Consider the following 22397-nt stretch of genomic DNA (forward strand, 5'->3'; position numbering starts at 1 on the left):
GCGTGACGGCACGTTGCGTCTCTCGCGACAAGAAAAAGCAGCACGGGAAAGACGCCATGAGTGCAGGCCTCGACGAAAAGGACTATCTCGCCGCCTTGCGCGGGTTGTGGGACAAGGCCTGGCCGAAGGGCATGCCGCGCTCGCCGAATTATCTGCACGGTGAAGTTCCCCTGACGGAATATCTGCGCGCCTGGGCGAAGCGGAGTCCGGAGCGTCCAGCGGTGATCTTCTACGGTCACGTCACCACCTACGCTGACCTCGACCGGCAGAGCGACCGCTTTGCGGCGTTGTTGCTGGCCAAAGGCGTGCGCAAGGGCGACCGCGTCGCCGTCTTCCTGCCGAACTGCCCGCAATTCCACATCGTGTTTTTCGGTATCCTGAAGCTCGGCGCGGTCCACGTTCCCGTCAGCCCGCTGTCGCGCGCGTTCGAGCTGTCCTACGAGCTGAACGATACCCAGGCCGAAGTGATCGTCGCGTTGGACCAGCTCATGCCGGTCGTCGGGCAGGTCAGGGGCGAGGTGCGGCTGCGCGAGATCATCGTCACCAGCTTTGCCGATGTCGTGCCGCCAACGCCGGCATTTCCGGCGCCGGACTCGATCCGCGCGCCGCGCGTCGCGATCCCGGGCGCGACCGATCTGCTGCCGGCGCTCGCTGCGCTGCCGACACCTGTGCCGCTGCCGCCGCCCGGCCTCGATGACGTCGCAGCTCTCAACTACACGGGCGGCACGACCGGCATGCCCAAGGGCTGCGTGCATACCCATCGCGACATGGTCTACACGGCCGCCGCCAATTACGGCATCTCGGTCCTGTCGGACGAGAGCAGCGTGTTCCTGTCGTTCTTCCCGGAATTCTGGATCGCGGGCGAGAATTTCGGTTTGATCTTCCCGCTGTTCTCCGGCGCGACGCTGGTCCTGCTCGCGCGCTGGGATGCCGTGGGCGCGATGGCCGCGATCGACAAGTACAAGGTCACGATCATCGCGATGCCGGTCGACGGTGCGGTCGAGCTGATGGACCATCCGCGCTGGAGCGAGTTCGACCTGTCGTCCTTGAAGCAGGTGCGCGTGGTCTCCTTCGTCAAGAAGCTCAACGCCGACTATCGCAAGCGCTGGAAGGATCTCACCGGTACGATCCTGATGGAGGCGGCCTGGGGCATGACGGAGACCCATACCTCCAACACCTTCACGGCCGGCTTCCAGGACGACGATTTCGACCTCAACAACCAGCCGATCTTCGTCGGGCTGCCGGTCCCCGGTGCCGAGTTCAAGATCACCGATTTCGAGACCGGTGCGCTGTTGCCGCTGGGTGCGGAAGGCGAGATCCGCGTACGTACGCCGTCGCTGCTCAAGAGCTACTGGAACAAGCCTGAGGCGACCGCGGAGTCCCTGATCGATGGCTGGTTGCGCACCGGCGACATCGGCACCATCGACAAGGATGGTTTCCTGCACTTCCTCGGCCGCCGCAAGGAGATGCTGAAGGTCAAGGGCATGAGCGTGTTTCCGCCGGAGATCGAGGCACTGCTCGGGCAGCATCCGAAGGTGCTGGGCTCGGGCGTGGTCGGCCGCGACGATCCCGACAAGGGGCAGGTGCCGGTTGCCTTTGTCCAGCTCAAGCCGGAGGCGGCCGGCACCGTCTCTGCGGAAGACCTGCGCAGCTGGTGTGCCGAGCGCATGGCCGTCTACAAGGTTCCCGAGATCCGCATCATCGAAGCCCTGCCGCTGACGGCCACGGGCAAAGTGAAGAAGCAGGACCTCAATCCAAGCCTGCCTGCTGCTGTCTGAGTGAGAGAGATCATGTCGTTCAAGAAGCTCCTGATCGCCAATCGCGGCGAGATTGCCATTCGCATCGCGCGCGCGGCAGCCGATGCCGGCATCGCGACGGTCGCGATCCATCCTGCGGACGATGCGCTGTCGCTGCATGTGCGCGTTGCGGACGAGGCGGTCGAAATCCCCGGCCGGGGCGCGCGGGCCTATCTCGACATCGACGCTGTGGTGAAGGCGGCCAAGGCGGTGGGCTGTGATGCCGTGCATCCCGGCTATGGCTTTCTCAGCGAGAACGCGGCCTTCGCAAGGGCCTGCTCCGACGCAGGGATCACTTTCGTCGGCCCCAAGGCGACAGCGCTCGAACTGTTTGGCGACAAGGTCGCGGCGCGGCAACTGGCCAAGCGCTGCGGCGTACCGATCATCGCCGGCACCAGCGGCCCGTCGAGCCTCGAGGAGATCACGGCCTTTTTCGCGTCGCTCGGCAGCAACGCGGCGATCGTGATCAAGGCGATGGCCGGCGGCGGCGGTCGCGGCATGCGCGTGGTGGAGAACGCGCCCGATCTCGCGGAAGCCTATGCGCGCTGCCAGTCCGAGGCCAGGGCGGCGTTCGGCTTCGACGGCGTCTATGCCGAGCGGCTGATCCGGCAAGCCCGCCACATCGAGGTGCAGATCATCGGCGACAGTCACGGCGCTATTTCCCATCTCTGGGAACGCGAATGCACCATCCAGCGCCGTCACCAGAAGCTGATCGAGGTGGCGCCGAGCCCCTCGCTGAGCGACGCCTTGCGCGGCCGCATCATCGAAGCGGCGAAGCAGCTTGCGGCGGCGGCTTCTTACGACAATCTCGGCACCTTCGAGTTCCTGGTCGACGGCACCGCCGAGGACAGCTTTGCCTTCATCGAGGCGAACCCGCGGCTCCAGGTCGAGCACACCGTGACCGAAGAGGTGCTCGGGCTCGACCTCGTCCGCGCCCAGCTCGCGGTCGCTGCGGGCAGCACGCTGGCCGCGCTCGGCTTTGCGCAGGGATCGATCCCGAAGCCGCGCGGCTATGCCATGCAGCTTCGCGTCAACATGGAGACGCTGGACGAGACGGGGGCGACCCATCCGACTGGCGGTGTGCTTGCCGTATTCGAACCACCGTCGGGCCCAGGTGTGCGCGTCGATAGTTTTGGCTATGCCGGCTACAAGACCAGCGCCGCCTTCGATTCGCTGCTGGCCAAGGTCATCGTCCATACCCCGGGCGAGGCCTGGCATGACGTGGTCGCGAAAGCCTCGCGGGCCCTGCGCGAATTCCGGATCGACGGCGTCGTCACCAACATCGCTTTCCTCCAGGCGGTGCTCGCGCATCCCGATTTCAGGATCAACCGCCTCGCGACCGATTTCATCGACCGCAACATCGGCAAGCTCGTCGGGGCGGCCGAAGGCGCGGCAAAGCCGCTCTACTTCGCGGCGAGCGAGCGAAGCGGCGCGCACTCCGCGGAGTCCCACGTCACGCAAGCCGTGCCTGAAGGTGCGGTGATGGTGGCGGCGCCCCTGCAAGGAACCATCGTCACCATCCAGGTGAAGGAAGGCGAGATCGTGCGCCCCGGCCAGCAGCTCGCCGTGATCGAGTCCATGAAGATGGAGCATCTGGTCATGGCCGAGCAGGGCGGCCGGGTCACGAAGCTCCTTGCCGGTGACGGGGCCACGCTGATGCATGGCGAGCCGATCCTGTATCTCGAGCCGCTTGATGTTGCGGCTGACAGCACGGCGGCGGAAGCCGATGTCGATCTCGACCACATCCGTCCCGATCTCGCCGAGCTGATCGCGCGCCAGGCCAATACGCTCGACGAGAACCGTCCGGCCTCGGTCGAGCGCCGCCGCAACACCAACCAGCGCACCGCGCGCGAGAACGTTGCCCAGCTCGTCGACGACGGCTCGTTCATGGAGTACGGCAGCCTTGCGATTGCGGCACAGCGCCGCCGGCGCAAGCTGGACGACCTCATCAAGAACACGCCGGCCGACGGCCTGGTCATGGGCGTCGCCACCGTGAATGCCGGGAAGTTCGGCCCCGAGGGCGGTCGCTGCATCGTCGTGGCCTATGATTACACCGTGCTCGCGGGCACGCAGGGCCACATGAACCACAAGAAGATCGACCGCATGCTGACGCTGGCGGAAGACTGGCGCGTGCCGCTGGTGTTCTATGCCGAAGGCGGTGGCGGCCGGCCCGGCGATACCGACCGGCTCGGCATGACCGGGCTCGACGGTCCGTCCTTCGTGCAGTTCGCGAGGCTCTCGGGCCTCGTGCCGGTGGTTGGCGTGGTCTCCGGCTATTGCTTCGCCGGAAATGCCGCGATGCTCGGCTGCTGCGACGTCATCATCGCTACCAAGAACGCCTCGATCGGCATGGGCGGTCCGGCCATGATCGAGGGCGGCGGGCTCGGCGTCTATCACCCGGCCGAGGTCGGCCCGGTCTCGTTCCAGGCGCCGAACGGCGTCATCGACGTCCTGGTCGAGGACGAGGAGGAAGCGACGTCCGTCGCGCAGAAATACCTGTCCTATTTCCAGGGCGCGGTTACGGCTTGGGAAGCGGCCGACCAGCGCCTGCTCCGCCGCGCCATCCCCGAGAACCGGCTGCGCGTCTACGATATCCGCAGCGTGATCGACCTCGTCGCCGACAAGGACTCCGTGCTGGAGCTGCGCCGCGACTACGGCGTCGGCATGATCACCGCGCTGATCCGCATCGAGGGCAAGCCGTTCGGCCTGATCGCCAACAATCCGCGCCATCTCGGCGGCGCGATCGATGCCGATGCCGGCGACAAGGCCGCGCGCTTCCTCCAGCTCTGCGACGCCTTCGATCTGCCGATCGTCTCGCTCTGTGACACGCCCGGCTTCATGGTCGGCCCGGAGGCCGAGAAGACCGCGATCGTCCGCCACGTCTCGCGCATGTTCGTCACGGGCGCGAGCCTCACCGTGCCGCTGTTCGGCATCGTGCTGCGCAAGGGCTATGGGCTCGGGGCGCAGTCCATGATCGGCGGTGGCTTCCACGCCTCGTTCTTCACCGCGGCCTGGCCGACCGGCGAGTTCGGCGGCATGGGGCTCGAGGGCTATGTCCGCCTCGGCTTCCGCAAGGAGATGGAGGCGATCGCCGATCCCGAGGAGCGCGAGACCTACTACCGCAACAAGGTCGCCGAGCTCTATGCCAACGGCAAGGCGGTCTCGATCGCCTCCGTGTTCGAAATCGACAACGTCATCGACCCCGCCGAGACGCGGCGCTGGATCATGGCCGGTCTGCGGTCAGTGCCGAAGCCGCCAGCGCGAACGGCAAAGAAGCGGCCGTGCATCGACACGTGGTGAGGGCGGTGCAGCAAATCGGCTCTGCCTGAGCATCCAGGCATTCTGCTTCGACACCGTCATGCCCGGGCTTGTCCCGGGCATCCACGTTCTTTCGCAGTCGCGGCAATACGTGGATGGCCGGGACGAAGCCCGGCCACGACGGCGTCGAGGCAGTGTGCCTCCTCCATTCCCGTTCCCGGTTCCCGATTGACATCCCGCCCCGTGGTGCCAGACTTTGCACAATAATACAGGGTGGAGACGTCCGCGATGGCCAGCCTTTCGGCCTCGAACCATGTCGCCCGTGTCTTGTCCGTCGCCAATCACGTGGCCGACGTCGATGCCTCGTCGCGGATCGCCAGTTCCTGGCGACGCTGCCTGGTCAGTCACAAGCTCGATCCGGCCCGCCAGGGTCCGCCGCAGACGCTGACCGAAGCCGAAATCCGGCACGCCGCCGAGCCGATGGAGCAGATGATCAGGCTCGCAATGCCCGAGCTCGACGATCTCGCCCGTGTGCTGCGCGATGCCGGTTACTGCGTCAATCTCGCGGATGCGAACGCGACCATGCTGTTCAGCCGCCTGCCGGGCGAAGCCGATGCCAAGATGTTTCTGGACTGGAAGATCTACACCGGCTCGAACTTCGCCGAGACCTTCGAGGGCACCAATGGGCTGGGGACCGCGCTCGCGGAGGAAAAGCCGATCCTGGTGCATCGCGATGAGCATTTTCGCGCGCAGTGGCACATGTTCTCCTGTGCCGTGGCGCCGCTGTTCGACCAGGCCGGACGTCTCGCAGGTGCGGTGAACATCACTTCCTGCCGGGAGGATCTCGAACGTACCGCGCACCAGCTTGCGCTGGCTGTGACCATGGAGGCGACGCGGCGGATGGAGGGCGCGATCTTCCGTGGCCATTTCCACAACGCCTGGATCGCCACCGTGCCCGGCGACGGCGGCAGCGGCCTCATCGCCTATGACGACGACCGTCGCATCATCGGCGCCTGCCGTTCCGCGCGTGCACTGCTGGGCCTCACCGACGGCATGATCGCCTCCGGCATTGATCTGTCGCGCTACATCGAGTTCGACCATCAGGCCGAAGGTGGCGCGGAGGATGTCGTTCGGCTGCGCCGGGCCGACGGCAGCGCCCTGGGCCAGGGCCATGTCGCGCCGCCGCTGCGCAGGAGGGCGCGTCCGCTCGCGCCGCGCCGCGATGCGCCAGTCGATCGCTTCGATGCGCTGCATCGGCTCGCCGGCCGCGATCCCGGCCTGATCAAGAGCGTGAACCGGCTCAGGCGCATCGGGGATCACAATCTGCCGGTGCTGCTGCATGGCGAGACCGGTGTCGGCAAGGACGTGTTCGCGCGCGCCATTCACGCTGCCAGCAACCGGGCGCGTCACAACTATGTCGCGCTGAATTGCGCGGCGATGCCGGAGAGTCTGATCGACGCCGAACTGTTCGGTTACGAGGCCGGCGCCTTCACCGGCGCCCGGCGCGACGGTTCGAAGGGCCTGATCGTGCAGGCCGATCGCGGCACGCTGTTCCTCGACGAGATCGGCGACATGCCGATCGGCTTGCAGACGCGCCTGCTGCGCGTTCTGGAAAACCGCGAGGTCTGGCCGCTGGGCGCGCTCAAGCCTGTCGCCGTCGACATCCGCCTGATCAGCGCCACACATCGCGACCTCGGCCGCATGGCGGAGCAGGGCGCCTTCCGCGCCGATCTCTATTTCCGCCTGCGCGGCATCGAGGTGCGGCTGCCGGCGCTGCGCGAGCGCGCCGACCGCGCCGATGTCATTCGCCAGATCGCGCGCGAGGAGGCGCCGAATTGTCGCCTGTCGGACGAGGCCTGGTCGCAGCTCGCGGCCTATCCGTTCCCCGGCAACATGCGCCAGCTCCGCCACGTGCTGCGGCTCGCAGGCTGCACCGCGGAAGACGGTGTCATCACGGATGCCGATCTCGATCTGCCGCCGTTCGGTGGACGGGCGGCGGAGGCCGATCTCGCGGCCGCCGAACGCGGGACGATCATAGGCGCCCTGCGCGCGCATGGTGGCCGCGTCGCCGAAGCGGCTCGCGCCCTGAAGCTCAGCCGCGCGACGCTGTATCGGAAGATCAAGCAATTGAAGATCGAGTCCGTCTGATCCTTGGCCCGGCGCGACGTCCCACTTCCGCCGAAACAGGCTCGGAACGTGGGCGGCGCTAGGAACGCCCTGCGCCGGATGGGCCGCCGCGAACGGGCATTGCCGCAAATTGCGAGAGAGGAGGAGGCTCGATGGAGGAGATCGAAGTCTTTCTGGCTGTCGTCGAAGCCGGCAGCCAGACCGCGGCTGCGCGGCGGTTGGGGCGCTCGCTCCAGTCGGTCAACCGGGCGCTGTCTGCGCTGGAACGTAACGTCGGGGTCGAGCTGGTGCGGCGGACCACGCGGCAGTCGGTGGCGACGGAGGCGGGGCTTGCGTTCTATTGTCGCGTCAAGCCAGCCTTTGCCGAAATCAGTGAAGCGCGCCTCGAGGCGGCAAACCGGCGCGTCGAGCCCTCCGGACTGCTCAGGGTCGCTGCGCCAATCCTGTTCGGGGCCACCCATGTCGTGCCGGCCATTGCCGAGTTCATGGCGCGCTTTCCGCAGATCGAGGCCGACGTCAACATGTCCGACCGGCCCGTCGACGTCGTCGGTGACGGCTTCGATCTCGCCGTCCGGATCAGGGAATTGCCGGACTCCTCGCTCAAGACTCGGCGGCTGGGAGAGTTGCGCACGGTTGTCTACGGCGCGCCCGATTATTTCAAGCGCCACGGCCGCCCGCGTCAGCCCAGTGATCTCGCCGATCATCAATGCATCCTGCGCAGGACGGCCCAGGGCGAAGCCGATGCATGGCGGTTTCGGATCGACGGCCGCTTGACCACCGTGCAGGTGAATGGCCGCTTTCGCACCGACAGCACGACGGCGGCGCATGCTGCCGCTCGTCATGGCATCGGCGTCGGATATGGTCCGTTCTGGCAGATCCGCGATCTCGTCGACCAGGAGACTCTCGAGATCGTGCTCGAGGATTTCGAGGCACCGCGAACGCCCGTGCGTGCAGTGTTTCCACCCAGCGCGATACCGCCGGCCAAGACGCATCTCTTCGTCGATCTCCTGGCGGAGAGGCTGAAGCTCGAGCGGCTTTGAGCGACGTCCGGGAACTCATTCTACCGGCTGGCGGGAATGTCTATCTCGTGCCCCGCCCGTTGTCCCGGCGCAGGGGCCATCGCAGCTTGAAGCGCAAGGGCACTTTCGCCCCGCGAGAAGGACTGCGCCATGACTCCCAATCGACGGACACTCCTCCATGCGGGCGTCGGCGTCACCGCGACGCTGGCCTCCGCTACTTTTGCCGGACAGTCGTCCGGCGCGCACGATTCGCAATCGCCCGAGCCCTTGCTCGCGAACGACGCAGAATCTCGCGCGGCAGCTGCGCAGGATTTCGGCCACATCGTGGATAGACGGCCTCGGGCCGTCTGCAAGCCTGCGACAAGCGGCGAGGTCGCTGACATCATGCGCTGGGCAAAAGACCAGGGGCTGAAGGTTGCGGCGCGTGGGCAGGGTCACGCAACCTACGGCCGGGCCATGGCCGAAGACGGCATCGTGATGGATCTTGGCATGCTGGCCACGATCCATCGGGTCGAGCCGGATCGTGTCGTGGTCGATGCCGGTGCGACCTGGCACAAGGTGGTGGACGCGACTTTGGCCAAAGGGCTCGTTCCGCTGGTCTTGACCAACTACCTCGAATTGTCCGTCGGCGGCACGCTTGCCGTCGGGGGCATCGGGGGATCCTCATCCCGGCACGGTCTCCAGACCGATCAGGTCCTGGAACTCGACGTCGTCACCGGCGAAGGCGTGGAACTCACCTGTTCGCCCACCTCGCATTCCGAGCTCTTCGATGCGGTTCGAGCCGGCCTTGCGCAATGCGCGATCATCGTGAGAGCGACGCTCCGCTTGATGCGCGCACCCGGGCGGGTTCGCCGATTTCAGCTGTCCTATCCCGATCTTGCCTCGCTCACGGCAGATCAGCGGCGCGTTCTGGAAGAGGCGCGCTTCGATCAGTTGCAGGGGGCTGTCGTGCCCGACGGCACCGGTGGCTGGCGCTATCAACTGGAGGCGGGTGTCTTCTACGACGGCAAGATGCCTCCTGACGACGGGGCCTTGCTCGCGGGCCTGGCGGACAAGCGCGAGACCGTCTCCGATCTGACTTTCGGCGAGGACGCGAACGCATTCGCCAAGCTCGAGAAGATCCTGCGGGCGAATGGCCAATGGCTCAATCCGCATCCCTGGCTCCTGACCTATCTGCCGGGCAGCAACGCAGTGAAGATCGCGAGCGATGTCATTGCCGAGCTGAACAGCGATGATCTGGGCCCGTTCGGGCGCATCACCTACTATCCGATGTTCACCGACGGATGCCGCACGCCCCTGCTTCGGCTTCCTGACGAACGCGTTGTGTTTCCGTTCAATCTCATCCGTATCCCGGCGTCGGCGGACAGAGTGAATGCGGAGCGGCTGGTCATGCGAAACCGCGAGCTCTATGAGCGCATTCGCAGCGCAGGTGGGGTGTTGTATCCAGTGAGCGCGTTGCCGATGTCGTCCAGCGATTGGGCGGATCATTTCGGTGTGCGATGGTCGCTCTTGCGCGAAGCCAAGGGGAGGCATGACCCCGGCAGCCATCTCACTCCGGGCTATGAGCTGTTCTAGATCGCCTGATCCGGCATCGGCCACGGCATCGTCAGGAGAAATCCGTCCAGCTCAGATGCCGCGCGTCGAGGTCGCCGATCGTCACGCCCTCGCGCATCTCCCGCGGCGTATGGAAGTTGCTGCGCAAGTACACGAGCGGCGTCGCCATGGCCGAATGCGAGACGTCACGCACCTCGCCCACGAAGATCGAATGCGTGCTGGTCTCGAACTCCTGCGCCAGCACGCAGTCGAACGCGGCGACCGCGTCCGTCAGCACCGGCGCGCCGGTTACCCCACGCCTCCACTGCCCGAAGGCGAAACGGTCGTCGCCGTTGACGCCCTTCTGGCCGCTGAAGGTGAGCGCGAGGAGCGCATGATCCTCGTGCAGGAAGTTGATCGCAAACGCGCCTTCCTCGCGGATGCGCCCGTGGGCGCTGGCGTTGCGGTTGACGCAGACGATCAGCGAGGGCGGCGTGTCCGACAGCGAGCAGGCCGAGGTCACTGTCAGGCCCGTGCGCTTGCCGTGCTCGGCGCCCACCGTCACCAAAGCGACGGCACCGGCGCATTGGCGCATCGCCTGCTTGAAGTCCTTGGCATCGACCGTCACGCAGAAATCTCCGAAATGAATGCGGGTGCGGCACGATCGCGCCGCACCCGCAGGCGGTCAAGCCGCCTTCTTCGCCGAGCCGAGATGCGCAAGACGCGGCATCACCTCGTTCTTGAGCAACGAGAGCGAGTGGTGCCAGGCTTCCGGCTTGTGCTTGTAGTCGAAGCCGAACACGCAGAGCACGCCGAAGCCGCCGACCTCGTCGTAGATCTTCTCGATCTTCTCGGCGACCGTCGCGGGCGAACCGACGATCCAGTTCCGCTTGGCACAATACTCGACCGTGACATCGCTGTCGGGCACGTCGGGCGCGTGCTTCAGATAGTCCTTGAAGCCGAAATGGCCGAGCAGCGGCAGGAAGTACTCACCCATCATCCGGCCCATCATGTCGCCGGTCGAGAGCTTCCAGGCCTCTTCATCGGTGTCGGCAACGAACACCTCGCGCACCAGCCGCCAGTCCTGCCGGTTCGGCTTGCGCCCGGTCTTGGCGGCCCCGATCTCGACCGAGTCCCAGTGGCTGCCGACATAGGCTGGGTTGAGGTTGAGGCTCATCGGGATGAAGCCGCGCTCGCCGGCGAGCTTCAGCGTGTCCGAGTTCTTCGACAGGCCAGCGACGCCGATCGGCGGATGCGGCGCCTGCAGCGGCTTGATGTGCGGCTTGAGGAAATCGAACATCGTGTCCGGCTTGGAGACCGTCCAGAACTTGCCTTTGTAGGTCCAGGGCGCGGGATCGCTCCACATCTTCAGGATGATCTCCAGCGCCTCGCGGGTCATGTCGCGGTTCTGCCCGCTCATGCCGTCGACGTTGAACATCGCCCAGTCGCTCGGGAGTCCCGAAGCCGCGACGCCGAAATTGAGCCGGCCCTCGGAGAGATGGTCCAGCATGGCGACGCGGTTGGCGAGCTCGGCCGGGTGGTGATAGGGCAGCAGGAAGCCGCCCGGTCCGATGCGAAGTTTTTTGGTCTGCATCAGCGCCTGCGCGATCAGCAGGTCCGGCGTGGGATTGGGTTCCCAGGGCGCGGTGTGATGCTCGCCGATCCAGGCTTCCTGATAGCCGAGCTCGTCGAGCCAGCGCAGGACCTGCAGATCCCAATCGTGTCCTTCCTTCAACCCGCACTCCGGCGGATGCGAAGGCATCGTGAAATAGCCGATCTCCATGGGTTTCCTCATCTGATGTTGACGCGTCTTGTCGCGCGTTGACGGCGTTGAACGACCAGCCTTCAGCAAGCGGTGTGCCAGCGCGGCGGAGCCCCAAATCGAAGAGAAAGCGCTGGTTTGCCCGCGCAATAGCCGGTATCTCGACGGGAGCCTGCAAGACATCGTCTCATTTGTCGCGAGACGGCGTCTCAGCCGCGAGACGAGGACGAGACCTGACATGACCGAACCCGCTTATGTCGCGGTGGACTGGGGCACCAGCAGCTTCCGGCTCTGGCTGATCGATGGCGCCGGCCAGGTGCTGGCCGAGCGCCGCAGCGGCGAGGGCATGCTGGCCGCGGCGAAGGCCGGGTTCCCGGCGGTGCTGCGATCGCATCTCGCGGCGGTCGAGGCACCGGATCATCTGCCGGTGCTCGTTTGCGGCATGGCCGGTGCCCGCACCGGCTGGGTCGAGGCCGGCTATGTCGACACGCCGGCTCCGCTCTCTGCCGTTCTGAAGCAGGCCGTGCGTGTGCCAGGCGAGGCGCGCGATATCCGGATCCTGCCGGGCATCGCGCAGCGCGACCCGAAGGCGCCGGACGTCATGCGTGGCGAGGAGACGCAACTGCTCGGCGCACTCGGCCTCGATGCTGCGGGAGAGACGCTGGTCTGCATGCCCGGCACGCATTCGAAATGGGTTCGCGTGAAGGACGGCACGGTCGCGCATTTCTCGACCTTCATGACCGGCGAGCTGTTCAGTGCTGTCTCGCGCGAGACGATCCTGTCGCTCGCGGTCGCCGGCGCAGACGACGCCGAGGATGTCGCAAGCTTCAGGGCGGCAGTGAAGGCCGCGTACGAGGCGCCGGCCTTCGCGGCCAATCTCCTGTTCGGCGCGCGATCGCGGCAGCTTCTCTTCGGCGGCACGCCGGCCGCGGCGCGCGAGACGCTATCGGGCACGTTGATCGGTGTCGAACTGGCGGCAGGGCTCTCCGGCACCGTGCCGCAAGCGGGTGTCGTGCTGATTGCTTCGGGACGGCTCGCGGTGTTGTACCGGCTGGCTTTCGAGGCGCTGTCGGTGACCGCAAGGCCGGTCGATGCGGATCAAGCCGTCCGCCGCGGTTTGTCGATGGCGGCTGCCGCGATCTGGACGAAACAGAAGGATTCTTGAGATGAGCGTTGCCTTTCCGCCGATGAAGCGGCCGCTGGTCGCGATCCTGCGCGGCGTCAAGCCCGAGGAGACCGAGGCCATTGTCGGCGTGCTGATCGAAGCCGGCATGACCGCGATCGAGATTCCCTTGAACTCGCCCGATCCGTTCCGCTCCATCGCGATGGCGGTGAAGCAGGCGCCGGCCGGCGTGCTGATCGGCGCCGGCACGGTGCTGACCGCGGCAGATGTCGATCGTCTCGACGAAGTCGGCGGCAAGCTCATGGTCTCGCCCAATGTCGATGCCGAGGTGCTCGCGCGCGCGCATCAGCACGGCATGGTGACGATGCCCGGCGTGTTTTCGCCGACCGAGGCGCTGCTTGCCGCGCGCGCGGGTGCGTCGAGCCTGAAATTCTTCCCGGCGAGCGTGCTCGGCGCCTCCGGCATCGCCGCGATCAGGGCCGTGCTGCCGGCCGGCGTGATGATCGCCGCCGTCGGCGGCGTCTCGGACCAGAACTTTGCGGAGTACATCAAGGGCGGCGTGACGGCGTTCGGGCTCGGCTCCAGCCTCTACAAGCCCGGCATGACGGCGGCGGATGTCGCAGCTCGCGCGAGGGTGACAATCGCGGCCTACGATCGGGCGATTGCGAAAAGTTGAGCCGGAACAGACAAGCTATGATCGTGTCATAGCTTATTGTCGATTGCGGTGTCGCAACCGATGTTTGCGCATCGTACAGATGCGACTGGCTGAAGCAGGAGACCGACATGGCGATCAACAACGTAGCCGATCTTTTCGTGGCAACGCTCGAGCAAGCGGGCGTCAAGCGCATCTACGGCATCGTCGGCGACAGTCTGAATGCGCTGACCGAAGCGCTGCGCCGTCGCGGCACCATCGAGTGGATCCACGTCCGGCACGAGGAGGTTGCAGCGTTTGCAGCGGCCGGCGAAGCGGAGATGACCGGGAGCCTCGCAGTCTGCGCCGGCTCCTGCGGCCCGGGCAACCTGCATCTGATCAACGGGTTGTTCGATGCTCACCGCAGCCGCGTTCCGGTGCTGGCGATTGCGGCGCAGATCCCCACCGCCGAGATCGGCGGCGGCTACTTCCAGGAGACCCATCCGCAGAACCTGTTCCGCGAATGCAGTCATTATTGCGAGCTTGTCTCGGATTCGAGCCAGCTTCCCTACGTGCTGGAGAACGCGATTCGCGCCGCCGTCGGCCTGCGCGGCGTTGCCGTCGTTGCCATGCCCGGCGACGTCGCCTTCCGTAGTCCTCCGAAGCGTGAGCTGTCGACGGCGCGCGGCCTTGCCTTGTCGGCGCCGAAGGTCGTGCCGCAGGCCGATGAGCTGAAGGCGCTGGCGGACCTCCTGAACGCCGCCGAGCGCATCACCCTGTTCTGCGGCCGAGGCTGCGCCGGCGCGCATGCGCCGCTGATGCAGCTGGCGGAAGCTCTGAAGAGCCCGATCGTGCATGCGCTCGGCGGCAAGGAGCATGTCGAGTACGACAACCCTTACGACGTCGGCATGACCGGATTCATCGGCTTCTCCTCGGGCTATGCCGCCATGCACGCCTGCGACGCGCTGGTGATGCTCGGCACCGATTTTCCCTACAAGCAGTTCTTCCCGACCAATTGCCAGATCGCGCAGATCGACATCCGCCCGGAAAATCTCGGCCGGCGTTGCAAGATCGATCTCGGCCTCGTCGGCGACGTCAAGCTCACCATCGAGGCCCTGCTGCCGCTGCTCGAGACCAAGACGCAGCGCAAGCATCTCGACGATGCTGTCGCGCACTACAAGAAGGCTCGCGAAGGGCTCGATTCGCTCGCCAGGGGCACGCCGGGAAGCAAGCCGATCCATCCGCAATATCTCGCCAAGGTCATCAGCGACCATGCGTCCGAGGATGCCGTATTCACCGCCGATGTCGGCACGCCGACCGTGTGGGCCGCGCGCTATCTCGACATGAACGGCCGCCGCCGGCTGATCGGCTCCTTCGTGCACGGCTCGATGGCCAATGCGATGCCGCAGGCGATCGGCGCGCAGGCCGCGCAGCGCGGCCGCCAGGTCATCTCGCTCTCCGGCGACGGCGGCTTCACCATGCTGATGGGCGACCTCATCACGCTGACGCAGATGAAGCTGCCGGTGAAGGTCGTCGTGTTCAACAACGGCGTGCTGGGCTTCGTCGCGCTGGAAATGAAGGCGGCGGGCTTCGTCGACACCGGTGTCGATCTGGAGAACCCCGATTTCGCCGCGATGGCGCGCGCGATGGGTATCTTCGCGAAACGCGTCGAGGATCCCGGCGAGCTCCCGGGCGCGATGAAGGAGATGCTGGCGCACAATGGGCCGGCGTTGCTCGACGTCGTCACCGCCAAGCAAGAGCTGTCGATGCCGCCGACCATCACGGCCGAGCAGGTCAAGGGTTTCAGCCTCTGGGTCCTGCGCGCGGTGATGAACGGCCGCGGCGACGAGGTGCTGGACCTCGCCAAGACCAATCTCTTGCCGCGCTGATTTCGGCCGAGGCGGTTCGGTTCACCTCTCCCAACGGGCGAGGTGAACCACGGACTGCGCGGGCCTCAACCCCGCTTCACCGATGGCACGGGCATCTGCTCATGGCGACGCTGGAAGCGCTGCCAGTGCAGCGCGATGCCGACCAGCAGCGCCGGCACAAAGCCGAGCGCGATCAGGAAATGCGGCAGCGCCTTCGCTGAGACGAAGGCAATCGCAATGTCCGAGATCAGCCACAGCGCTGCGAATATGACCGCAAAGTCCGTGCGCGGGCAGCGCAGGTAATAGAGCACGGCGGTGATGACGATGGCGGGACCGATGGCGACCGCGATCATGATCGCCGTCAGCTCCTTCGGCGTCAGCGCGTCGAGCACCATCGATGCCAGCAGCCAGAGCGCGGCGAACATGGCGACGATGTCGAGTGGATGCCGCAATCCAATACCTCTCGCGGGGACGCGCTATCGTTGTGGGCGGAACTTCAGCCGTCAAGTCAAAATGCGCTTATTCCTCATCACTTCCCGGCGTCGGGCGCAGCATGAAGTGACCGAAAGCGGTGGCGATCGGCTTGGTGGCATCGTCCTGCCAGGCCCGCGCCTCGAAGGCAACGATGCGCCGGCCCTGCTTCACGATCGAGACGTCGGCAAACGTGTCGAGGGCACGGCCGGAGCGCAGATAGTTAACGGTGAGGCCGATCGGCTTGGGCGGCGCGGCAGCGCCGAGCTCGCGCGCCACGCCGACGATCGCGGTGGTCTCCAGGAAGGCACCGGTCATGCCGCCATGGATCGCGGGCAGGATCGGATTGCCGATGATCTTCGGCGAGAACGGCATCGTCAGCGTGCCGTCGTCGTTGACGCGAATGCCGAGGCAGCGCGCGAACGGGCTGTTCGCGAACGGACCGCTTGGATCCTCCGGCGCCTCCAGCGTCGGAATGCTGCGCGAATCCATCCTGCGGTCGGCGAGCATGTTGGTGCGGTTGGCGCCGATCATGAAGCAGGCCGTCGCGGTCGCGACCGGATCGTCCTCGGATTCCTGATAGGCGGTGGAGCGTACAAAGGCGATCGAGCGTGTGGTGCGGTAGCAGACCGAATGCGCCTTGATGTCGAGGCCCGGCGTCGCCGGCTTCTGGTAGTCGATGCGCAGGTCCAGGGTTGCGATCGCGCGCGTGCCGTCGAGCGCGAGTTGCACGGCCATGCCGCAGCTCTCGTCCAGCATCGCCGTGACGACGCCGCCGTGCAGCACGCCGGTCTCGGTGTCGCCGACGAAGACGGGCCGGTAGGGCAGGCTGGACCAGGCCTCGGCGGGCGCGAAGCGGTCGAGCTGGAGCCCGCTGATGTGGCCGTAATCGGAGCGGCGGCCCTTGATGGCTTCGGCGAGTTCCTCGAACGGGAGCGTGACAGGTACAGTGGACATGGCGATGTTCTAAACCAGTGCCGCGCGCCGCGCAAAACCCCGGGACGCCTGCCGGGGGCGGTTTGGCCTCGACAGGGCGTGCCAAAGCAACGATGGTGGGCGCTTCGTTCGTCCAATGCCCGCAAGGAGCGCCCATGACCGACCCCGAGACACCCGGCACCAATCAGGGGCCCGTCACGATTTCCACCTCGAGCTCGGAGCGGGCGCCGATCATCTATTTCGACGGCGCATCCTGCTTCGGTCACCACAACGGCGCGATCCAGATCGAGCTCGCCGCAAACCTCCTGATGCCGGTCGGCGCCGCCGTCAGGGTCGACGTGGTCCAGACCGCGCACCTGCGTTGCAGCGTGGCCGCGGCGCTGGCGCTGCGCGAAGCGCTCGACAAGGCACTGGCGATGTACCAGCAGGGCCAGCAGCAGCCGCGCCCGGAGGAAATTCCGACAGTAAAGAACTGAGGCAGGAGCGCGATCGCATGTCGGTGCGATCGCGCACCCGTCAGCTCACATGCACCTTCGGCTTCCTGCCGCCGTTCCACTTGCCGTCGAGCGCGCGCTCGATCTGGGCGGCGAGTTGCAGCAAGAGGCCGTCATTGGCCTGCTTGGCGATGGCCTGGATGCCGAGCGGCAGGCCGTGGTCCTGGGTTGCCATCGGCATCGAAATCGCCGGCATGCCGCAGAGATTGGCGAGCGGCGTGAAGGCGAAGTTGCGCCAGAGATTGCCGAACCAGTCGAGCACGTCGGGATTGTCGGAGATGGTGAGGTATTCCTTGGTGCCGACCTTCGGCGTCGGCAGCGCCGTGATCGGCGTCAGGATCACGTCCCACTGCTCGAAGAAGGCGCCGAAGCCGCGCGAGGTCGTGTTGAACACGCCCTGCATCTTCGCCCGCTCGGCGAAGCTCGTGTGCCGGCCGGCTTCCCAGATGCGAATGTTCATGGGTTCGATCAGATCTTCCGGCGGCTTTTCCAGCCCGCGCGCAGCGAGCATATTGGAGATCACTACCGCGAAATTCGAGATGTAGCAGGTGGTCTGCGCCGCGAACGCGGCACGGAAATCGATCTCCGGCAGCGCATAGTCGACATGATGGCCGAGCCCTTCGAGGAAGCGGCCGGCCTTCTCCAGCTCGGCGGCGATCTCCGGCGTCGCGGTGTAATCGCCCCATGTGTGCGAGAGCGCAATGCGGAGCTTGCCGGGATCGCGCTTGATCATCTCGGAATAGGGCTGCGCCGTGGTCCAGAACGGCATGAACTCGCCGGGCGCGGGTCCCCTTGCGTGGTCGACGAAGGCGGCGGTGTCGCGCACCGAGCGCGACTGGCAGCCCTGGATCGAGACGAGGCCGGTGAGATCGGACATGTGCGGGGCGAGCGAGAACACGCCGCGCGAGACCTTCAGCCCGATATTGCCGTTGACGCCGGCGGGAATGCGGATCGAGCCGCCGCCGTCGGTGGCGTGTGCGATCGGCACCACGCCCGCGGCGACCATCGCGGCGCTGCCTGCGGACGAGCCGCAGGTGGTGTAGTCGGTATTCCAGGGATTGCGCGTGACGTAGACGGCGGGATTATCGGCCGAGCTGCACACGCCGAACTCCGGCGTCGTGGTGCGGCCGATCAGGTTGAGGCCGGCCTGGCGGAATTTTCCGGTCAGGAACGTGTCGGCGCTGGCGCGATTGCCGCGCATCAACAGCGAGCCCATCTCCTGGAGCCGGCCCTTCATGGTCGGGCCAAGATCCTTCATCAGGAAGGGCAGGCCGGCGAACGGGCCGGAGAGGTTGGCGCCATCCTTGGCGGGGTCGGCGATCACGTCCTCGAACAGCTCGACCACGCCCGACAGCGCCGGATCGACCTTGGCAACGCCCGCCGCGGCCTGCCGCGCCAATTCCTTCGCCGTCAGCTCGCCCTTGCGGACGCGCCCTGCCAGCGCGACTCCGTCGTGCTGCGCCCATTCATTCCAGCTCATCGGCAAAGTCATGACGTCAAAATCCTCTTGGATAGAGGCTATCTTCCTTTCGCAAGGAACGGTCCGAATCAACCGAGCCGGCGCGAAGGGCAGGGTTGCGTGGGGCGGACAGGTCGCAAGCCCCGGAAGATGCCGGGTCGTATCAATCCGACAGTCGTGCAATCGCTGCAACCGGCCCGCCGCCCGGCGGACCCTGGTGCTCGGCGCCGCCGGACACGTAGACCGCCCCGGTGCCGGCAAGGCCAGCGATCAGGCCGCCGACCGCTGCGCGGGCGTGGCGTGTCGAGCTGATGTCGGTGTCTTCCAGCATGGTGTGGCGAAAGCCGCGCACGCTGCCATCAGGAGAGGCCTCCGCCTTGGCGAAGATGTTGACGAGCTCGCGGCCCTTCGTTGCCGGCGGCGCGATGCGGAGTCCGACGCTTTCCAGCGCCGCGGTCACCGCGGCGGCGTCGATGGCGTCGCTCATCACGGCATGACCGATCTCGAATTCGCTTGCTGATGCCGCCGAGTTGCCGAGCACGATGACGACGTTGTGCATCAGCTCGATGCCTGATGAGGTGGAGGCCACGGACGAGAACAGATCATAGCGCCGCAGCACGTCCTCATCGCGGAGATCGGCTGCAATCTCGCCGAGCGCGACGGCGACGCCCAGCGCGGAGGCGCCGCGCGAATAGGCCATCGAGGCGTAGGCGCTGGTCGTCGCTGTCTTGCAGCCGCGCGCCGCCGCCGCCTCGACGCGATCGCTGGTGAGCAGCGGGCACTTGATCTGCACGAAATGGATGTCGGCGGGATCGCTGATGCCGGCATCCGCCATGGCGGCCTTCACGGCGGTCGCCGTCTCCGTGATCTGCGCCGAGCGGCCGAGCTCCTCGGGCAGGAAATCCCGCGTCTGCGCCATGCCGATGCTCAGCCGCTTGCCGGAGGGGCCTGCCGGAGGGGCGTCGACGGTTCGGCGCGTGAACACCGTGATGTGCGGGCTGAGCACGCCCTCGGTGCCGCCGGACATCACGAAGGCGATGCGCTGCTCGACCTCGTGCGGCGGCAGGTCGAGGTGGGGTGCCAGCGCCGCGCACAGGGCGCTGACGGCGTATTCGCGCGTGAAATCGTTGACGCCGCCATTGCCCTCGGTCTTGCCGAGGACCGCCAGGATCTCGCGCGGGTCGATCGTGCCCGAACCGATCATGGCCATCAGACCGGAGACATCGCCGGGGCCCGTGGTGGCGATTCTGAAGACGCCGACCGATGTTGTACGCATGACTGTCCTTGTGGAGTTCAGGGGCCCGGCGGCGCAAACAGCCGCTGAACGGCGGCTCCTGTCAAGCAGGATGGCGGGTCGGCTATCCTGGTCTGCCGCGACGCAAGAGGGAAGCCGCGCGTCCCCACGAATGTGGCGAGATCGCATCGATCCGACGAAAAAATCCTCTGTCGACGGTTGCGCGCCCCACCTTGATGAATCAACCTCGGTTGGTCCATAAGCGGCGTCCCGCGGCCAGTGGTTTTCGCCCTGCGTCGCGTGCTTTGATAGAGGGAATCTCGCGTGGCAAACATCAACCACAAAATTGCGCAGGAGCTTGGGGTTCGCGCCGAGCAGGTCGAGGCGGCGGTGACGCTGCTCGACGGCGGCGCCACGGTTCCCTTCATCGCCCGCTACCGCAAGGAAGCGACCGGTGCGCTCGACGACGCGCAATTGCGCACCCTGGAGGAGCGTCTGGTTTACCTGCGCGAGCTCGAGGACCGCCGCAAGGCCATCCTCGAATCGGTCCGCGAGCAGGGCAAGCTCGATGCAGCCCTCGAAGCCACGATCATGGCCGCCGACAGCAAGGCTCGCCTCGAGGACATTTATCTCCCGTTCAAGCCGAAGCGCCGCACCAAGGCGGAAGTTGCCAAGGAAGCGGGCCTCGAGCCGCTCGCCAATCAGCTGCTGGTGGAGCCCGGCAACGATCCGAAGGTCGTGGCAGAGGGCTTCGTCAACGCCGAGAAGGGCGTTGCGGATGCCGCCGCCGCGCTCGACGGCGCCCGCGCCATCCTGGTCGAGCGCTTCGACGAGGACGCCGACCTCATCGGCGCATTGCGCGAGGAGATGTGGACCAACGCGCGCATGGCCTCCAAGGTGCGCGACGGCAAGAAGACCGAGGGCGAGAAGTTCGCCGACTATTTCGATTTCTCCGAGCCGCTGACCAAGCTGCCATCGCACCGTATTCTCGCGATGTTCCGTGGCGAGAAGGAAGAGATCCTCGATCTTCAGATCCAGGCCGAGGCGGAGGCGCCGCCGCCGGGCGTGCCGAGCGCCTATGAACTGAAGATCATGAAGCGGTTCGGCATCGCCGACCTCAAGCGACCCGGCGACCGCTGGCTGGTCGACACCGTGCGCTGGGCCTGGCGCACCAAGATCCAGGTGCATCTCAACATCGACCTGCGCATGCGGCTGTGGAATTCGGCCGAGACCGAGGCCGTGCGCGTGTTCGCCTCGAACCTGCGCGACCTCCTGCTGGCCGCCCCAGCAGGCACCCGCGTCACCATGGGGCTCGATCCCGGCTACCGCACCGGCGTCAAGGTCGCGGTCGTCGACGCGACCGGCAAGGTGGTCGACACCACCGCGATCTATCCGCACGAGCCGCAGCGGCAGTGGAACGAGTCGCTGGCGACCCTCGGCAGGCTCGCGCTGAAGCATCGTGTCGAGCTGATCGCGATCGGCAACGGCACCGCCTCGCGCGAGACCGACAAGCTCGCCGCGGATCTCGTCAAGGGCCTGCCCGAATTGAAGATGACGAAGATCGTCGTGTCGGAAGCCGGCGCGTCGGTCTATTCGGCCTCGGCTTTCGCCTCGGAGGAATTGCCCGGCCTCGACGTCACTCTGCGCGGCGCCGTCTCGATCGCGCGGCGGCTCCAGGACCCGCTGGCCGAGCTCGTCAAGATCGAGCCCAAGGCGATCGGCGTCGGCCAGTATCAGCACGACCTCGGCCAGGCCAAGCTCGCAAAATCGCTCGATGCGGTGGTGGAAGACTGCGTGAACGCCGTCGGCGTCGACGTCAACACTGCCTCCGCGCCGCTGCTTGCCCGCGTGTCGGGCGTCGGCGCAGGCCTTGCGCAGAGCATCGTGGCGCATCGCGACGCCAACGGCCCGTTCAAGTCGCGCAAGGCGCTGAAGGACGTGCCGCGGCTCGGGCCCAAGGCGTTCGAGCAGTGCGCGGGCTTCTTGCGCATCCTCGGCGGCGAGGACCCGCTCGACGCCTCCGGCGTGCATCCGGAAGCCTATCCGGTGGTGCGCCGAATTCTTGCGGCGACCAAGAGCGATATCAAGGCGCTGATCGGCAGCAGCGAGATCGTGCGCACCCTCAAGCCGAAGGATTTCGTCGACGAGACCTTTGGCCTGCCGACCGTCACCGACATCCTGCGCGAGCTGGAAAAGCCGGGCCGCGACCCGCGCCCCGCGTTCAAGGCCGCGGTCTTCAAGGAGGGCGTCGAGGAGATCAAGGATCTCAAGAAGGGCATGATCCTCGAGGGCACCGTCACCAACGTCGCCGCCTTCGGCGCCTTCGTCGACATCGGGGTGCATCAGGACGGTCTCGTACACATCTCGGCGATGTCCAAGACCTATATCAAGGATCCGCGCGAGGTGGTGAAGCCGGGCGATATCGTCAAGGTGAAGGTGCTGGACTTCGAGGTCGCCCGCAAGCGCATCTCGCTGACGCTGCGCCTCGACGACGAGGTCGGCGCGAAGAAGGATGCTCCTGGCATGCAGCGCGACAACAGCTCACGCAATCCCGCCCGCATGACCTCGTCGGCTCCGCGCAAGCAGGAGTCTTCCGGCGGCGGTGCGCTTGCGGAGGCGCTGCGACGTGCGGCCGAGAAGAGCGGCGGCAAGCGGGTGTGAGCCGTCGATCTCTCCCCGTCCATTG

Annotated in this window: 16 protein-coding genes; 10 read left to right on the forward strand and 6 right to left on the reverse strand. The window is 66.4% G+C overall.

The features are described 5' to 3' along the window. The first annotated feature begins 56 nt into the window (after window positions 1-56). From FJV43_RS23560 to FJV43_RS23580, 5 genes are all read left to right on the forward strand, one after another. Window positions 57-1778 (forward strand): AMP-binding protein, encoded by a 1722-nt coding sequence (locus FJV43_RS23560; protein WP_239621500.1) that lies wholly within the window; start codon window positions 57-59, stop codon window positions 1776-1778. 12 nt (window positions 1779-1790) lie between these two features. Beyond that, the gene (locus tag FJV43_RS23565; protein ID WP_239621501.1) at window positions 1791-5096 is read left to right on the forward strand and encodes a carboxyl transferase domain-containing protein; all 3306 of its coding nucleotides are present in this window, start codon (window positions 1791-1793) and stop codon (window positions 5094-5096) included. 246 nt (window positions 5097-5342) lie between these two features. After that, window positions 5343-7202, forward strand: a complete 1860-nt coding sequence (locus FJV43_RS23570; protein ID WP_239621502.1) for a sigma-54-dependent Fis family transcriptional regulator — start codon at window positions 5343-5345, stop codon at window positions 7200-7202. Window positions 7203-7333: 131 nt separating this feature from the next. Then, a complete protein-coding gene (locus FJV43_RS23575) occupies window positions 7334-8221 on the forward strand; it encodes a LysR family transcriptional regulator (protein WP_239621503.1) in 888 nt (295 codons plus the stop codon). Between the two features lie 129 nt (window positions 8222-8350). Next, window positions 8351-9775 carry an FAD-binding protein gene (locus FJV43_RS23580; RefSeq protein ID WP_239621504.1) on the forward strand — a complete coding sequence of 475 codons (1425 nt, stop codon included), beginning with the start codon at window positions 8351-8353 and terminating at the stop codon, window positions 9773-9775. 31 nt (window positions 9776-9806) lie between these two features. Here FJV43_RS23580 and FJV43_RS23585 read toward each other — a convergent pair whose 3' ends face one another. Together FJV43_RS23585 and FJV43_RS23590 are read right to left on the reverse strand one after the other, a co-directional pair. Next, entirely contained in the window at window positions 9807-10361 is a 555-nt protein-coding gene (locus tag FJV43_RS23585) for a flavin reductase family protein (protein WP_239621505.1), read from the reverse strand. Between the two features lie 57 nt (window positions 10362-10418). Continuing rightward, complete coding sequence (locus tag FJV43_RS23590; RefSeq protein WP_028178458.1) at window positions 10419-11516, reverse strand: LLM class flavin-dependent oxidoreductase; 1098 nt, start codon at window positions 11514-11516, stop codon at window positions 10419-10421. A 217-nt stretch (window positions 11517-11733) separates the two neighbouring features. Between FJV43_RS23590 and FJV43_RS23595 the strand changes: the two genes are divergently transcribed. From FJV43_RS23595 to poxB, 3 genes are all read left to right on the forward strand, one after another. After that, window positions 11734-12660 carry a 2-dehydro-3-deoxygalactonokinase gene (locus FJV43_RS23595; RefSeq protein ID WP_239621506.1) on the forward strand — a complete coding sequence of 309 codons (927 nt, stop codon included), beginning with the start codon at window positions 11734-11736 and terminating at the stop codon, window positions 12658-12660. 1 nt (window position 12661) lies between these two features. Then, window positions 12662-13294: a 2-dehydro-3-deoxy-6-phosphogalactonate aldolase gene (locus FJV43_RS23600; RefSeq protein ID WP_239621507.1), complete on the forward strand. Its 633-nt coding sequence runs from the start codon at window positions 12662-12664 to the stop codon at window positions 13292-13294. A 107-nt stretch (window positions 13295-13401) separates the two neighbouring features. Next, window positions 13402-15138, forward strand: a complete 1737-nt coding sequence (poxB, locus tag FJV43_RS23605) for a ubiquinone-dependent pyruvate dehydrogenase (protein ID WP_239621508.1) — start codon at window positions 13402-13404, stop codon at window positions 15136-15138. A 65-nt stretch (window positions 15139-15203) separates the two neighbouring features. Here the strand turns inward: poxB and FJV43_RS23610 are convergent, their stop codons facing one another. Continuing rightward, window positions 15204-15569, reverse strand: coding sequence for a hypothetical protein (locus FJV43_RS23610; RefSeq protein WP_239621509.1), 366 nt, complete (start codon window positions 15567-15569; stop codon window positions 15204-15206). 67 nt (window positions 15570-15636) lie between these two features. Continuing rightward, the gene (locus tag FJV43_RS23615; protein WP_239621510.1) at window positions 15637-16545 is read right to left on the reverse strand and encodes a PaaI family thioesterase; all 909 of its coding nucleotides are present in this window, start codon (window positions 16543-16545) and stop codon (window positions 15637-15639) included. A 134-nt stretch (window positions 16546-16679) separates the two neighbouring features. Here FJV43_RS23615 and FJV43_RS23620 point away from each other — a divergent pair, with 134 nt between their 5' ends. Further along, window positions 16680-17000: a hypothetical protein gene (locus tag FJV43_RS23620; RefSeq protein ID WP_028179329.1), complete on the forward strand. Its 321-nt coding sequence runs from the start codon at window positions 16680-16682 to the stop codon at window positions 16998-17000. A gap of 40 nt (window positions 17001-17040) precedes the next feature. On the opposite strand, the gene FJV43_RS23625 is transcribed toward FJV43_RS23620, so the two are convergent. Then, complete coding sequence (locus FJV43_RS23625) at window positions 17041-18510, reverse strand: amidase (protein ID WP_239621511.1); 1470 nt, start codon at window positions 18508-18510, stop codon at window positions 17041-17043. A 130-nt stretch (window positions 18511-18640) separates the two neighbouring features. After that, window positions 18641-19753, reverse strand: coding sequence for a ring-opening amidohydrolase (locus tag FJV43_RS23630; protein WP_239621512.1), 1113 nt, complete (start codon window positions 19751-19753; stop codon window positions 18641-18643). 282 nt (window positions 19754-20035) lie between these two features. Here FJV43_RS23630 and FJV43_RS23635 point away from each other — a divergent pair, with 282 nt between their 5' ends. Then, window positions 20036-22372 (forward strand): Tex family protein, encoded by a 2337-nt coding sequence (locus FJV43_RS23635; RefSeq protein ID WP_239621513.1) that lies wholly within the window; start codon window positions 20036-20038, stop codon window positions 22370-22372. Window positions 22373-22397 lie beyond the last annotated feature (25 nt).

Origin of the sequence: Bradyrhizobium sp. I71, from assembly GCF_022354745.1 — a bacterium.
Taxonomy (GTDB): Bacteria; Pseudomonadota; Alphaproteobacteria; order Rhizobiales; family Xanthobacteraceae; genus Bradyrhizobium; species Bradyrhizobium liaoningense.